Origin of the sequence: Paenibacillus sp. MY03, assembly GCF_002165585.1 — a bacterium.
GTDB lineage: Bacteria > Bacillota > Bacilli > Paenibacillales > Paenibacillaceae > Pristimantibacillus > Pristimantibacillus agaridevorans.
The window spans coordinates 1-14,944 of record NZ_MXQD01000035.1; the positions used below are offsets into that span (position 1 = coordinate 1).

Annotated in this window: 10 protein-coding genes; 5 read left to right on the forward strand and 5 right to left on the reverse strand. The window is 54.0% G+C overall.

Going from position 1 to position 14,944, the window contains the following annotated elements; all coding sequences use genetic code 11:
* Positions 1-167 precede the first annotated feature (167 nt).
* Together B1748_RS24010 and B1748_RS24015 are read right to left on the reverse strand one after the other, a co-directional pair.
* On the reverse strand, positions 168-1,583 hold the full coding sequence (locus B1748_RS24010; RefSeq protein ID WP_087570489.1) for an NAD-dependent malic enzyme: 1,416 nt from the start codon (positions 1,581-1,583) through the stop codon (positions 168-170).
* Positions 1,584-1,654: 71 nt separating this feature from the next.
* Positions 1,655-2,770: an MGDG synthase family glycosyltransferase gene (locus B1748_RS24015; RefSeq protein ID WP_087570490.1), complete on the reverse strand. Its 1,116-nt coding sequence runs from the start codon at positions 2,768-2,770 to the stop codon at positions 1,655-1,657.
* A 122-nt stretch (positions 2,771-2,892) separates the two neighbouring features.
* Here B1748_RS24015 and kapB point away from each other — a divergent pair, with 122 nt between their 5' ends.
* Positions 2,893-3,288 (forward strand): kinase-associated lipoprotein B, encoded by a 396-nt coding sequence (gene kapB / locus B1748_RS24020; RefSeq protein WP_256975896.1) that lies wholly within the window; start codon positions 2,893-2,895, stop codon positions 3,286-3,288.
* Positions 3,289-3,466: 178 nt separating this feature from the next.
* On the opposite strand, the gene B1748_RS24025 is transcribed toward kapB, so the two are convergent.
* Positions 3,467-4,798 (reverse strand): SGNH/GDSL hydrolase family protein, encoded by a 1,332-nt coding sequence (locus B1748_RS24025; protein WP_143810374.1) that lies wholly within the window; start codon positions 4,796-4,798, stop codon positions 3,467-3,469.
* A 350-nt stretch (positions 4,799-5,148) separates the two neighbouring features.
* Between B1748_RS24025 and gltB the strand changes: the two genes are divergently transcribed.
* From gltB to B1748_RS24040, 3 genes are all read left to right on the forward strand, one after another.
* Positions 5,149-9,753, forward strand: coding sequence for a glutamate synthase large subunit (gltB, locus tag B1748_RS24030; protein WP_087570492.1), 4,605 nt, complete (start codon positions 5,149-5,151; stop codon positions 9,751-9,753).
* Positions 9,754-9,919: 166 nt separating this feature from the next.
* On the forward strand, positions 9,920-10,855 hold the full coding sequence (locus tag B1748_RS24035; RefSeq protein WP_087570493.1) for an ABC transporter ATP-binding protein: 936 nt from the start codon (positions 9,920-9,922) through the stop codon (positions 10,853-10,855).
* Positions 10,848-11,651 carry an ABC transporter permease gene (locus tag B1748_RS24040; protein WP_087570494.1) on the forward strand — a complete coding sequence of 268 codons (804 nt, stop codon included), beginning with the start codon at positions 10,848-10,850 and terminating at the stop codon, positions 11,649-11,651. The genes B1748_RS24035 and B1748_RS24040 overlap by 8 nt, the downstream gene beginning before the upstream one ends.
* A gap of 94 nt (positions 11,652-11,745) precedes the next feature.
* Here the strand turns inward: B1748_RS24040 and B1748_RS24045 are convergent, their stop codons facing one another.
* Together B1748_RS24045 and B1748_RS24050 are read right to left on the reverse strand one after the other, a co-directional pair.
* A complete protein-coding gene (locus B1748_RS24045; protein ID WP_087570495.1) occupies positions 11,746-12,198 on the reverse strand; it encodes a bactofilin family protein in 453 nt (150 codons plus the stop codon).
* Between the two features lie 59 nt (positions 12,199-12,257).
* Complete coding sequence (locus B1748_RS24050; RefSeq protein WP_179215796.1) at positions 12,258-13,331, reverse strand: peptidoglycan DD-metalloendopeptidase family protein; 1,074 nt, start codon at positions 13,329-13,331, stop codon at positions 12,258-12,260.
* A 164-nt stretch (positions 13,332-13,495) separates the two neighbouring features.
* On the opposite strand from B1748_RS24050, the gene cls reads away from it, so the two are divergent.
* Entirely contained in the window at positions 13,496-14,905 is a 1,410-nt protein-coding gene (gene cls / locus B1748_RS24055; protein ID WP_087570497.1) for a cardiolipin synthase, read from the forward strand.
* Positions 14,906-14,944 lie beyond the last annotated feature (39 nt).

The window sequence follows — 14,944 nt, forward strand, 5'->3', positions numbered from 1 at the left end:
GGGGCTGGTAGTCCCAGCCCTTTACTCTACAGATTTTAGAAACCTTCAGAAATCGAAGAATAGCGACTTGTTTGTCCGTTAGATCGGACGGGAGACCGTATGCTTTAGGAGCTGCCATTCGCCCGTAAGGGTGAATGGCAGCCCAACTACGCGCCGAGCTCGGCGAGCTAATCGCGGAGATTGCGTCGCGAGACGCCGCTCTTCCGGGCCGCTGCGCTTACCCGGCGGCGAACCTCTTCGACGACCTTGTTGTTGAATACGCTCGGAATGATATATAGCCGGTTAAGCTCGTCTTCGCCGATGACGGAGGCAATCGCTTCCGCTGCAGCAAGCTTCATCTCTTCGTTGATGACCGTCGAGCGGCTGTCCAGCGCTCCGCGGAAGATGCCGGGAAAGCAAAGCACGTTGTTGATCTGGTTTGGATAATCCGATCTGCCCGTCGCGAATACGCCAACGATATCTTCGACTAGCTCCGGTCTGATCTCGGGCTCCGGATTGGCCATAGCAAAGACGATAGGCTCCGGCGCCATGCTCAAAATATGCTCCCTGCTCAAAAGCTTGCCTGCGGAGACGCCGATAAACACATCCGCTCCCTCAAGCGCTTCTGCGAGACCGCCTTTGCAGCGTTCGGCATTGGTGTTTTCCGCGTACCATTGCCATGTCGCGTTGTCATATTGCTCGTCCGCATTCAAAATGCCAGCCCGGTCAACCCCGACGACATGACGGGCGCCGCCGGCCAGGAGCATCTTTGTGCAGGCGGTGCCCGCCGCGCCGATGCCGCAGACAACGATCCTTGCTTCGGACAACGAGCGGCCTGTCAGCTTGAGCGCATTCAGCAGTCCCGCGTACAAGACAACGGCGGTGCCGTGCTGATCGTCGTGAAAGACCGGAATATCCAGCTCATCGCGCAGCCTCTGTTCAATCTCAAAGCAGCGCGGAGCGGAGATATCCTCCAGATTAATGCCGCCAAAAGCCGGGGCAAGCGCCTTGACCGCGGCGATGACAGCTTCCGTATCCTGCGTGTCAAGGCAGATGGGAAAGGCATCCACATCGGCGAACTGCTTGAACAGCATCGCCTTGCCTTCCATGACCGGCATAGCCGCGTAGGGACCGATATTGCCCAGCCCCAGAACGGCGCTCCCGTCGGAGACGACGGCTACCGTATTGCGCTTTATCGTTAGCGTATGCGCCTTGGCAGGCTCCTGCCGGATCGCTTCGCACACGCGGGCAACATCCGGCGTATAGACGCGGGACAGATCGTCGCGGTTCTGAATCGGCGTCTTGGGCTGTATCGTTATTTTGCCGCCCAGATGAAGCAGGAACGTACGGTCGGAGACATGGAGCAAGCGTACTCCTTTTACATGCTGAAGAGCCTCCGTCAGCCGTTCGGATGCGCCTTGCTCCGTTATTTTTACGGTGAGGTCGCGCACGCTTTTGTTCCTGTCGGTATGTATGACGTCGATTGCGACGATGTCGCCGTTGACTTGCTCGATCGCGGTAGCGGCTTTGCCGAACTGCGCGACGTCCGTATCGATTTCCAGTCTTAGTATAATGGTTTTCCCGTCAGTCATTGGCGTGTGCATGTTCCATCAACTCCTCGTCGAATTGGTCTCTTGCATCTTAATCTGCCCTTGCTTATGGAAAAATAATGCCGTTACTGCATCTGTTGCAGAACGGCATTGGGACATTTTATAGCATCGTATTGTTCATCGCGCTTCTCGATCAGAAGCTTGCGGAAGCGGCTGGATTGCTCGCGGTCGTGGATCAGCTTGAACCATCTGTCGACGGTATCGTTGGAGTCCAGCATTTCGCCGAATCCGTTATTAATGAAATATTCGCAGTTTTCCTCTTCCTGTCCCGGGATCGGCTCGTAGAACAGCATCGGCAGCGCCTTGCTCATTCCTTCGGTGCATGTCATGCCTCCCGGCTTGGTGACCAGCAGATCGGCTGCGTCCATCAGCTTGCTCACTTCGCGGGTGAAGCCCGTAATCCGGATGTTGGGATGCTGGAACATAGGGTCCGCAAGCATTTTCTCCTTCATCTTCTCGTTGGAGCCGACGCAGAAAATAAGCTGTGTCGTTTCGCGCCACTTGGTCATATAGGAGAGGGCGTTGTCTTCGTAAAGAATTCCCCAGCCTCCGCCCATGATCAGTACGGTCGGCATGTCGCGCAGGTCGAATTCGCGTCTGACCTCCGCTCGGTCATGCTGCTTCCAAAAGCTCGGGTGCACGGGTATTCCCGTTACGTTGACACGCTCCGGCTCGACCCCTTTCTCGATCAACCTTTGCTTCACTTGGGAAGTGGATACGAGGTACTGGTTCACTTCCCTGTTGACCCAGGAGCCGTGGGCATCGTAATCCGTAATGAGCGTATATAGCGGCATGTCGAGCCCTAAGCGCTTAAGTCTAGCTACGACAGTGTTCGGCACGGGATGGGTGCATATAATCAAGTCGGGCTTCAACTGTGCGATGACTTGCGAGGTCTGCGTATAAAACATGCGATGCAGAGCAAGCTGAGCGAAGCGGTTCGTCGGCTTCTTGTAATTGCTGCGATACATGAGCCCAACCATCTTGGGCTGGCTGCTTACCGTCTTGCGATAGGCGGAAACGATCCATGGCCCTATGACGGGATTTAAAAATTTCCCTAATTCGATTACCCTGGCGGAGATGCTAGGGCATAGCTGTTTTAGCCCAACAGCGAGCGCGTATGCTGCTTGCGTATGGCCTGACCCAAAGCCTTCCGAAAGCAGAAGCACTCTCTTCTTGCGCATATCCTCACCCACTTTTCTATTTCCATATTACTTCTGGTGTCAGGTTAATACAAGCATGTATATAAAGCTTGTTTAAAAATACAAGTTATTTTACCATACAAGGTGAAAGGAGTGGGGAGAACATGATGATGAACAAAGAAGCAAAGGAATATCGGATTGGAGATATCATAAAGGCGGAGGTTAGATCCGGGCGTTACGCGGCCGAGCTGTTGGAGTTGGACGGACCGCGAGCGCTGGTTAAGGTACTGGCGGTATTGGAGCATCCCGATCAGGGAGATCTGCACCAGCCGTTTAATCCCGACGTCGCCATGTTTCACGAGCGCCGCGCTCTAAGTTATACGGAGAAAACAAAGGTCCTGCTTCGCGATCTCGAGCCGTTCTCCGGCGAGGTGCCGGATTATACCGAATCGTTGAAAGCGGCGGTAGCGCAGTCGATCCAAAGCCTTGACCGTCTTAATCGCTGGACGGCCAAGGCGCTGGAATCGATCCGGCAGCTCGAAAAGGATTACAAGCTTTAATGATTGTTCAAAAGTCCGCTTCCCATTACGAAGTATGCCAAGTAGAGTATTCGACGTCGAATATTGAATTCAACCGAACCTTCCGGTGCTCACGTAGCTTCCACTACGCTCCGCTCCTCAGTTTCTAGTTTCATTCAATCTTCTTGGTACTGAAAAGCGAACTTTTGAACTTTTATTTTCAATTATTAATAAATGCGATTTTCTGTTCGTGGCGGTATTCGACCTGGAAGCCGAGTCCTTCGGACAGCGCGGCGAGCGGGAGATACGTTTTCTTCTCGCCCGGGAATTGCTGCAGATAGGCGGGTTCGGCATTTAGCGGAACGGTTTCCCCGTTTACGCGGATTGTCGCGGCGCCGACCGTAATATCGACTGTGCGTCCATCCAGCGATACGGTTGCGGTCGCTGTAGCGGCGTCCCACTTGAGCTCGGCTCCCATGGCGTCCGTAATGTCGCGGACCGCAAGATAGGTCCGTCCTTTTTGGATAACCGGAGCGTATTTCGAGACGATTTCCTCGCCGTTTACGACGACCGATATCGGGACGCCGGCAGCGCGGGGGAGCACCGTCTTGTATTCGCCCCACAGCTGCTCGGAATAAGCCTTGCCGAGCGCGGCATAACCAGCCGCTTTGGGATGGATGTCGCCATCGCTAATTGACGTCAGTGTAAGAATGCTTTTTTCGATCACTGCCGCGGCATCGCTTATTTTAATGGAAAGCCCCTTGTTCCCGTGAGCTTTGACCACTTCGCCTAACCGCGCGTTCAGAGTGGATTGTCCGTCCTTCAGGAACAAAGCTGCGGACTTTGCCACCTTGGGGTAAGTCGTTTCTCCATTCGGCAGCTTAAGAACGGGGAGGGGCAAATATTGGTTCGCGATAACGACCTCTGCTTTCGGCTGCAGCTCGCCGATCATGCCGAGGATGTCATCCAGTAGTGTCGTGTAATTATTGATGAGCGCATCCAGCTTGTCCTGCAACGCGGTTTTGTCTCCTGCCGAAAGCGCATCGACGTTCGTCGTTAAGCCAAGCTCGTTAACAAAACCAAGAAAATCGTTCCCGCCAATCGAGATCAGCACCGTCTCGGCATCCCGAATATCCCCGGCAAGCGTGTCGGTCATTTCGGCTAACATCTGTTTGACCCTAGGGTCCTTGTCGCTCAAACCCGCCTGCACATCCGCTTCCGTTACTTTCTCTCCCGCGATAGCGGCTTCCAGCCAATTGGCCAATCCCTCCGTCCTCAGACCCAAAACGCCGTAATTGACATACTCGGCCCGCAAGCCTTGAAACAGCGCCTGTTCGAAAACATGCTCGGCAAAGCCGTAAGGCACGGACTGCTCCGTGAAGCCCGCCTGGTATCCTGCGGCGATGGAATCCCCGAGCACGACGATGTCGTACGAAGCTGCGCTTCCTGCCGATGCCGGAGCGGCGAACGCCGAACCCGCCTGCACCAGCAAGGCTGCCGATGCCGCGCCAAGCGCGGTCATTTTGAGCTTGTTCCTGAATTTACTATACAATCTGTCCACGTCCTTTTGATAAAATGGAATTCGACGAAAGCCGTCCTGACTGAGCTTGTTCAAAAGGTCTGAAAACCTGACTTTTTTTGAACTTGCACTAACTGATAACTTCTTTGTACTAATAGAATTATTAAATTGCTTCCCATTTGCCCTGATGTTAAAATCATAGAATAATCGCTTAGTAACGGTATATGGCAACCGGATGGAAAGGAGCAGGCGGTTGAGCCTCGTCCCCTACCATTCTATGATAATCCAAGCCAAAAATGAAGCTAATAAGTGATCGAACCGCGTTTTTTCTCTCCATTATACGCTTATCCAAAAATCTTCTGATAGAGAGGTTGCAGACTACAATGAAAGAAAGTACTTTGGGATTGCCGCCTAAGCAAGGATTATATGACCCGCAATTCGAGAAAGACGCATGCGGAATGGGCTTCGTAGCCAGCATCAAAGGGGTCAAATCGCATAGGGTCATTCGCCAGGCGCTGCATCTGCTCGAGAACATGGAGCATCGCGGAGGTCAGGGAAGCGAACCGAACACGGGGGACGGAGCGGGCATCCTGCTTCAAATCCCGCATGCATTCTTCTCCGCCGAGCTTGAGAAGCAGGGCGTCGCGCTTCCTGCGGAAGGCGAATATGCCGTCGGCATGATCTTTATGCCGCATGACGAGACGGAACGCGCCGCTATCGAGAGAGAAGTGGAAGGCATTATCGCCGAGGAAGGCCAGACGTTGATCGGATGGCGCACGGTTCCTACAAATGACGAAAAGCTGGGCGAATCCGCGCTGGCCGTCAAGCCGTTTGTCCGTCAACTGTTCATCGGCAAAAATGCTTCTCTCTCCGAGACGCTTGCTTTCGAGCGCAAGCTCTACGTGATCCGTAAGCGGGCTGAGCTCGCGATCCGTTATGCGGGCAAGGACGGGGGCAACATGTTCTATTTCTCCAGCCTCTCTTCCAAGAAGATCGTATACAAAGGGATGTTGACAACGGAGCAGGTCCGTTCGTTCTACAAAGAATTAAATGACGAATCGGTTGTTTCCGCCATGGCTTTAGTGCATTCCCGTTTTAGTACGAATACATTTCCGAGCTGGGAGCGGGCGCATCCGTTCCATTACCTCATCCACAACGGCGAGATCAATACGCTTCGCGGCAACGTCAACTGGATGCATGCCCGCCAAACGCTGTTCGCGAGCGAGCTGTTCGGCGACGATCTGGAGAAGATCAAACCAATCATCAACCCGGACGGATCCGACACGGCCATGTTCGACAATACGCTGGAATTTCTGCATCTGTCCGGCCGCTCGCTGCCGCATGTCGCGATGATGATGGTGCCGGAGCCTTGGTCCGGCAACGACAGCATGGACCCTGACCGCAAGGCGTTCTACGAATACCACAGCACGCTTATGGAGCCCTGGGACGGGCCGGCGGCGATGGGTTTCACGGATGGCACGCAAATCGGCGCCGTACTCGACCGCAACGGTCTTCGTCCTGCGCGTTATTACGTAACGAAGGACGACCATATCATTTTGGGCTCCGAAGCCGGAGTCGTCGAAATTCCGGCGGAGGATATCCTTTACAAGGATCGCTTGCGCCCGGGCCGGATGCTGCTTGTCGACACGGAGCAAGGCCGAATTATTTCCGACGAAGAAGTCAAGGCATCCATCGTGGCGGAGCATCCCTATCGCGAATGGCTGGATGAGCATCTTGTGGGCTTGGACGATCTGCCGGAAGCGCCCGAGGTTCCGGAACCGAGCCATGATACGGTCCAGCAACGTCAACAGGCATTCGGCTATACGTTCGAGGATATTCGCAAAGTGCTGGAGCCGATGGCGGGCAGCGGCCAGGAGCCGATCGCTTCCATGGGTTATGACGCTCCGCTGGCTGTACTGTCGGAACGTCCGCAGCGCCTGTATAACTACTTCAAGCAGCTGTTCGCGCAAGTCACGAACCCGCCGATCGACGCCATCCGCGAAGAGATCATCACTTCGACGAGCACGACGATCGGACCGGAGCGCAACCTGCTGAATCCGGAGCCGGAGAGCTGCCGTCATATCAAGCTGGACACTCCGATTTTGTCCAACGAGCAATTCGCCAAGCTGCGCCATGTGCGCCGCCCTGGCTTCAAGTCGATCACGCTTCCGATCTTCTTTACCGCCAGCGAGGGAGAAGTGGGCCTTCGTTCCGCGATGAATACGTTGTGCGAAGCGGCGGATCGCGTCATCGACAAAGGCCATAATGTCCTTATTTTGTCCGACCGCGGCGTCGACAAGGAGAATGCGGCTATCCCGGCGCTGCTTGCCGTATCGGGGTTGCATCATCACTTGATCCGCCAAGGCACCCGTACGAAGGTTGCGATTTTGCTGGAATCCGGCGAGCCTCGCGAAGTGCATCACTTCGCTCTGCTGCTGGGCTACGGCGTTAATGTCGTGAACCCGTATCTGGCGTTCGAATCGCTGGACGATATGATCCGTCAAGGCATGTTGAGAAGCGTATCGCATGAGAAAGCGGTAAAGAACTTCATTAAAGCCGCGACCAAAGGCGTTGTTAAAGTATTGTCCAAGATGGGCATCTCGACGATCCAGTCGTACCGCGGCGCCCAGATCTTCGAAGCGCTTGGCCTGCGCGAGGACGTCATTAACGAGTACTTCACCTGGACGCCTTCCCGCATCGGAGGCATCGGCCTCGATGTCATCGCGGAAGAGACGCTCAAACATCATAACCGCGCGTTCGCGGAACAGGAAGGCTCCGAGAAGGAACTGGATTCCGGCGGCGACTATCAATGGCGCAAGGACGGCGAGGATCATCTCTTTACGCCTCAGACGATCCACACGCTGCAGATGGCATCCCGCGCGAACGACTACAAGCTCTACAAGAAGTTCTCGGCGCTTGTCCAAGGCGAGAACAAAAAACATCTGACGCTTCGCTCGCTTCTGGAATTCAGGAAGGACGGCAAGCCCGTGCCGCTTGAGGAAGTCGAATCCGTAGAGTCCATCGTTAAACGGTTCAAGACGGGCGCGATGTCGTTCGGTTCCATCAGCAAAGAAGCGCACGAGAGTCTCGCCATCGCGATGAACCGTCTGGGCGGCAAGTCCAATACGGGCGAAGGCGGCGAAGATCCCGCACGTTTCGTAAAGGACGCCAACGGCGATTCCCGTCGCAGCGCCATCAAGCAGGTCGCTTCCGGTCGTTTCGGCGTAACGAGCAACTATCTGGTTAACGCGGACGAGATTCAGATCAAGATGGCGCAAGGCGCGAAGCCTGGCGAAGGCGGGCAGCTGCCCGGCCTTAAGGTATATCCTTGGGTAGCCGAGGTTCGCGGCTCTACGCCAGGCGTAGGCCTCATCTCGCCACCGCCGCATCACGATATCTACTCCATCGAGGATCTCGCCGAGCTGATCCACGACCTTAAGAACGCGAATCCGCGTGCCCGCATCAACGTCAAGCTCGTATCCGAAGTCGGAGTCGGTACGATTGCGGCAGGAGTTGCCAAGGGCCGCGCGGACGTAATCATGGTCAGCGGTTATGATGGAGGCACGGGCGCTTCGCCAATGGGTTCCATCCGGCATGCTGGTCTTCCGTGGGAACTTGGCCTCGCCGAGACGCATCAGACGCTTATGCTGAACAAGCTGCGCGACCGCGTCGTCATCGAGACCGACGGCAAGATGATGAACGGGCGCGACGTTGCGATTGCCGTGCTGTTGGGCGCCGAGGAATACGGCTTCTCCACAGCTCCGCTTATCGTATTGGGCTGCATCATGATGCGCGTCTGTCAACTGGATACTTGTCCGGTAGGCGTGGCGACACAAAATCCGGAGCTTCGCGCGAAGTTCATGGGCGATCCGTCCCATGTCGTCAATTATCTGCGTTTCATCGCGGAGGAACTGCGCGAGATCATGGCCGAGCTTGGCTTCCGCACCATCCAGGAGATGGTCGGCCGCGTAGACCGCCTGGAGACGAAGCAACTGCTTGAACACTACAAGGCGAAGGGTCTTGACTTGTCGGGCATCCTGTACGAAGCGGATATCCCGGAAGGGGCGTTCCGTTACAATGTTCAGGAACAGAACCACGGTCTCGAGCTGTCGCTTGATATGCAGAAGCTCGTTCCGAACGCTGCGCCGGCGCTGGAGAACGGCGAGCTTGTACGCGGCACGTTCCCGATTCTTAATACGAACCGTGTCGTTGGTACGATTTTGGGCTCCGAGGTCACAAGGCGTTACGGAGCGAAGGGATTGCCGGAAGATACGATCTGGTACCACTTCGTTGGTACGGCCGGACAGAGCTTCGGCGCATTCGTTCCGAAAGGCATTACGCTTTCGGTTGAAGGCGACACGAACGACTACTTTGGCAAAGGTCTCTCTGGAGGGAAGATCATTGTGGCTCCATCGCCGAAAGCGACATTTGCGGCAGAAGATAACGTCGTAACGGGCAATACCGCATTGTATGGCTCGACGGGTGGTCAAGCGTATATCCGCGGCATTGCAGGCGAACGCTTCGCGGTACGGAACAGCGGAGCTGACGTTGTTGTCGAAGGCGTGGGCGACCACGGCTGCGAATATATGACGGGCGGTCGAGTCGTCATTTTAGGCGGCACGGGCCGCAACTTCGGCGCCGGCATGTCTGGCGGCGTAGCCTATGTGTATGACGACAAAAGCGAATTTTTTAGCAACTGCAACGTTGAGATGGTGCTGCTGGAGCGTGTGGAGGAAAATCAGGATGTCGCGGAACTTCGCGGCTTGATCGAGAACCATGTACGCTACACTAGCAGCGCAATCGGCGAGAAGGTGCTGGGAGATTGGGAAGCTTCCCTCGAGAAGTTCGTTAAGGTTATTCCGAAAGACTACAAACGTATGCTTCAGCAAATTCAAAAAGCCGAAGATTCCGGTCTTCAAGGCGGAGAAGCTCTCATGGCAGCCTTCGAAGCGAACAAACGAGAGCTTGCTCGTACCGGCGGCAAATAAGAGAATGGAGCTCGCGGCGGGTATTTACCTGACCGCGAGTTTTTTTGTACCCGCTTGGATAAAGGGGGGCGCTACCAAACGTTTTCTGCTTCGTATATACTGGAATGGTTGGAACAAGCTAACTATTGAAACAAGATTGCGATGAAGAGGAGGACGAATAACGGTGATGGAAACCATTGTCCAGATGCGGGGCGTAACGAAGCGCATTGGAACACGTACGATTATCGACAACTTGACGCTGGACCTGCCGCGCGGCGAAGTATTCGGCTTCCTGGGGCCGAACGGCGCAGGTAAAACAACAACGATCCGCATGATGGTGGGGCTAATGTCGCTTACGTCTGGCGAAATTCTGATCGACGGCAAAAGCATCGAGAAGGAATTCGAGGGAGCCATTAAACATGTAGGAGCGATCGTAGAAAACCCGGAGATGTACAAATATTTGACGGGGTATCAGAACCTGGTCCATTATGCCAGGATGATGCCGGGCGTAACGGAGCACCGGGTCAGGGAAGTAGTGGCGCTGGTTGGCCTCGAAGCTCGCATTCACGACAAGGTGAAGACGTATTCGCTTGGCATGCGGCAGCGTTTGGGCGTTGCGCAAGCGATGCTGCACAGGCCTAAGCTGCTAATATTGGATGAACCGACGAACGGTCTTGATCCTGCCGGCATAAGAGAGCTTCGCGATTATTTGCGCAAGCTAGCCAAGGACGAAGGCATCGCCGTGTTTGTATCGAGCCACTTGCTGTCCGAGATGGAGCTCATGTGCGACCGGGTCGCCATTATTCAAAACGGCAGGCTGATCGATGTACGTTCGCTTCAGGATGGGGAGCAAGCGCTTAGCGCGCGCCGCGTATTGTTCCAGGTAGACCGGCCGGCTGAAGCCGTTCAGGCGCTTCAGACAGCGGGACAGAGTGCCGAATTGGCGGAGAAGGCTCAAGAAGCGGATTCCGGTGTCGTCATCATCTATGGAGACAGGGACGGCATTGCTACCGCTAACGCCGCATTGGTTCAAGCGGGTATTCGGGTCTACGGCATTCGAGAGGACGTGAAGTCGCTCGAGGATCAATTCTTGGAAGTGACTGGAGGCGAAAAAATTGGGTGATTTCGGCGGATTGATTCGCAATGAAAACATGAAAATTTATTTGCGCGTACGAACCTACGTTATGTTCGGCATCCTGATCGGCTTAACGATCATTATATCCGCCCTGTGGTTGGCCTTCGGCGAGCGGTCGTCAACATCGATGTGGGAAGTCGCGTTCATGGAGTCCTCCATTCTGTTCTTCCTGGTCACGATCTTTACGGTTGTAGTTGCAGCGGGGGCAGTGGCCGAGGAATTTACATCCGGCACCATCAAACTTCTGCTTATCAGGCCATGGTCGCGCTCCAAAATATTGTTATCGAAATACATAGCGGTCATGTTGTTCGCGGTCACGCTTGCTATCGTGTTATTCGGCAGCACATTGCTTGTCAATTGGGTCATGTTCGGTATTGGCAACGATTCGGCGAATGCCGGTGGAGGCATTCTGCCGATGGGAAGCGATGACTCGCCATTCGTGTACTTGCTGAAGTATTACGGACTTACGTTAATTACTTCGATCGTGACGGTGACGTTGTCCTTTATGTTGTCGACCATATTCCGCAGCAGCGGTCTTGCCATCGGCATGGCATTGTTCCTTCTGCTCGTCGTCAATAACTTTATGCAATTGTTGGCGTTGCTGGACTATAAGTGGGTCGACTACATCCTCTTTATCCACTTGAATCTTACGCAATATTTGGGTGATTTCTCTATGAGGGAAGGGATGACGTTAGGATTCTCCCTTGCGGTACTAGCCGTGTACTATATCATTTTTATCGCGTTGACCTGGTACGTGTTTAACAAGCGGGACGTGGCCGCGTAAAAAACATTAATCCGGGAACCAATGAAAAAGCCGTCCTCAACGAGTTCGCTTCATCGAACCCGCCGAGAGACGGCTTTTAGTATCCCGCTATGAATTAGCCCGCTTGGCGGGACTTGGCGTGCGATTCGCTGTTTTTGGGCTCATCTTTTTTGGCATTGGCTGCTTCGGAGGATTCTGACGCGCCCGAGCGTGGTTTGGATTCGGCTGGCTGCTCCATTCGGCACTGTCCGCTCAGTTGGCCGCCCTCCTGAATAATTAACGCATGTGCCGCAACGCTTCCGCTCAGTTGGCCGGTGCCCGTAATGATCAGGCGGCCTTTGGTCACGATATCGCCGTAGAGCTTTCCCGCAAGCGTAATATCTCTAGCTTCAATATTGGAGCGAACGATTCCGCACTCCCCGATGATGATATCGCCCTTGCATTCGATATCACCACGATATTCGCCCTCGATTCTGAGATTGGCTTCGCTGATCAACTTGCCTTCGACGATCGTTCCTTGTCCGATTAACGTATCCGTAGCGACGACACGCTTGTTCTCCTTAAACATAAGTATTACCTCCTCGGCATTCGTCATTGATGGAAGCTGCCTGAATCCGCTGCTCACGGTTACGTACGGGAGGCTAGGTACTTGAGCGGATTCACTGGCTCGCTTCGCTGCATAATCTGAAAATGCAGGTGAGGCCCCGTACTTCTGCCGCTTGAGCCAAGCTGTCCGATTTTCTCCCCTCGCACGACTGTATCGCCCTCACGCGCGTCAATGGCCAGAAGATGCATATAAGCGGTCTGGAGATGACCCAGATGATCGATGATAATGTAGTTGCCGTATTGCGAGTCGTATCCCGTCTCCGATACGGTCCCTTCCGCAGCGCTAAAGACGGTATCGCCGGATTTGCCGTCAATGTCGATCCCGGCATGGAAAGTCGCATGGCCGGTAAACGGATCGCGGCGGTATCCGAAGCCGGACGTCAATTGCTTGGAACGGGTGGGCCAGGAAGATGGATAGGCATCTACTGTCATGCGTCTATTCTGAGCCTGCTTCAAAGTATGCGCCATGGACTCTTCCATGGCGTCGACCATGCGGCTTAGAGCTTTGAGGTCGATGGAGGTGTTCTTGGCAAGGTGAACGATTCCGTCTAAATTTCCTATGACGGGATATCTGATGGGCGATCGCGCAACTTTGTCTGAAAGTGAAGAATAAGCGGAAAACGAAGGGAGGAATGAGGCGGCATCCTTCCCCGACGCGCTTGTTTTACTGCTGCCAGAGGCTGTAGGAGAAGCTGTGTTCGGCACAGAGCCGCCGTATTTCTCCATGAAAAGCTTCAGCTTCTCTTCGAGCTCGCCCAGCTCTTGCATCTTTATTTTCATATCTTCTGTTTGTCGCGACAATTTCAAAATCTCTTGCTGCAAGGTGACGATCGCTTCATCCTTCCCGGCGATGACGGCATCCATTCCGGCAATCGTTTGAGTGAATGCGGCAGACTGATCAGATAGCTCGGACTCCAATTGTCTCAGCTCGTACGCCGCCTTCAACTGCAAGCCCGCGACCGTACCTGCCACGGCAAGGGCTGCGGCCATTGGCGCTGCTACGACTGATCGTTTGGATACCTTGAACTGTCTTACCGTCTTGTCCGGGCCGCGCATCACAACAAAAGACCATGCTGGCTTCCGCGTTCTTGTCACTGGTTTACTCCTTCCGGCCGTCGTAATCATTTTGCAGAACGTTCTATGACTATTTATTCCCGGAAGCTATAAAACATGCCTGCAAAGTTATCCTCTCTCACATAAATCTCGCTTCCGGAGGCACACTAAACGTTACGGCAGAGCGAGAGAAAGAGGGGAGCCGCGTGTATGTTTGGCTTATGCTGGCCATTGCAGCACTCATCATCTACATTGCCCAGATCGGCGCGATAACATGGCTGGAACATCGAAGACAGAGTCATCTTGCGGCATGGATTTTTTTATGTTTGGTTTGTCCATACTTAGGTTTTGCAGCTTATTGGCTGCTTGGCCGAAGGTTGAAGAGAGTCAAACCCTTAACGGCATTGAAGTCGGAGTGTCACGCTGCTTCTAAAATTGGAAAAAGCGCCGGCATGAATCGATTTCATTCGTTTATGGAGCAGCATCTTCCTTATCCGGCGACAAATCGCAATCGGGCTACAGTGCTTCAGGATGGCGAAACGACATTTCAAACCATACTTAATGCAATAGAGCATGCCTGCAGCTCCATCCATCTGGATTATTACACGGTCAGGTGTGACGGGATCGGCAGCAGATTTCTGGAAGCTTTAACGAGCAAGGCACGAGAAGGCGTTGATGTGAAGTTGTTGTATGACGGAATCGGGAGTCTGCATCTCTCTGAACATTTTCTGCAGAAACTCCATAGTTCCGGCGCACAGTCGGCTTGTTTCTCTCCGCCCCGCGAGTTTTTGCTGAAGAAACGGTTGAATTTTCGCAATCACCGCAAAATCGTAGTTATCGACAATTCCGTCGGCTTTATGGGCGGCATTAATATCGGCGATGAATATTTGGGTTTGGATCCCCGGCTTGGGTTTTGGCGAGACACGCATCTCAAGCTTGAGGGAGAATGCGTCCGTCAATTGCAGACCATATTTCAAGAGAATTGGTTAAGGGCGACGGGGGAAAACATAAGGGTGGATGCAGGAAGCACGTCAAGGGATGAAGTTCCTGCTCCGGAGGCCGAATGGAATGACAGGATCGTATTGGTGCCTGGCAAGCCCGGTATTCACGATGCCGTTATTTCGGAAGCTCTGTTTGCGGCGATGTCGGAAGCAAAGGAAACGATTTACGCGGTTACGCCATATTTCATTCCGGATCCGTCCATTGCAGCAAGCTTGAGAATCGCCGCTAGAAGCGGAGTAGACGTCAAAATGATTATTCCCGGAATCAGCGATTCCAAGCTCGTATTGCTGGCTACGCTCTCGTACGTCCAGGACATGCTTGATGCCGGTGTTCGGGTGTACAGATACGGCAAAGGCTTTATTCATGCCAAAGTTTTGATTATTGACGGGCGGCTCGCGTCCATCGGCTCAGCGAACCTGGATATGCGCAGCTTGTACACCAATTACGAGCTGCTGGCTTTAATCGAAGGGGCGGATCCCGTAGGTCGATTGACGAAAGATTTCATGACTGATCTGAGTGACAGCGTTGCTGTCGATGCTGGAGAGTTCTCGCGTCGGCCAGCCAAACAGAAAACGGCGGAATCGCTGCTGCATCTGTTGTCGCCGCTTCTGTGAGTAGTGAGTATGATTGTTGCCGCGGTATGAATTTCGTGC

Coding starts and splice junctions, on each gene's coding strand:
- B1748_RS24045 (WP_087570495.1), bottom strand. CDS start 12,198: ATGTTTAAGGAGAACAAGCGTGTCGTCGCTACGGATACGTTAATCGGA.
- B1748_RS24035 (WP_087570493.1), top strand. CDS start 9,920: ATGGAAACCATTGTCCAGATGCGGGGCGTAACGAAGCGCATTGGAACA.
- kapB (WP_256975896.1), top strand. CDS start 2,893: ATGATGATGAACAAAGAAGCAAAGGAATATCGGATTGGAGATATCATA.
- gltB (WP_087570492.1), top strand. CDS start 5,149: ATGAAAGAAAGTACTTTGGGATTGCCGCCTAAGCAAGGATTATATGAC.
- B1748_RS24010 (WP_087570489.1), bottom strand. CDS start 1,583: ATGCACACGCCAATGACTGACGGGAAAACCATTATACTAAGACTGGAA.
- B1748_RS24015 (WP_087570490.1), bottom strand. CDS start 2,770: ATGCGCAAGAAGAGAGTGCTTCTGCTTTCGGAAGGCTTTGGGTCAGGC.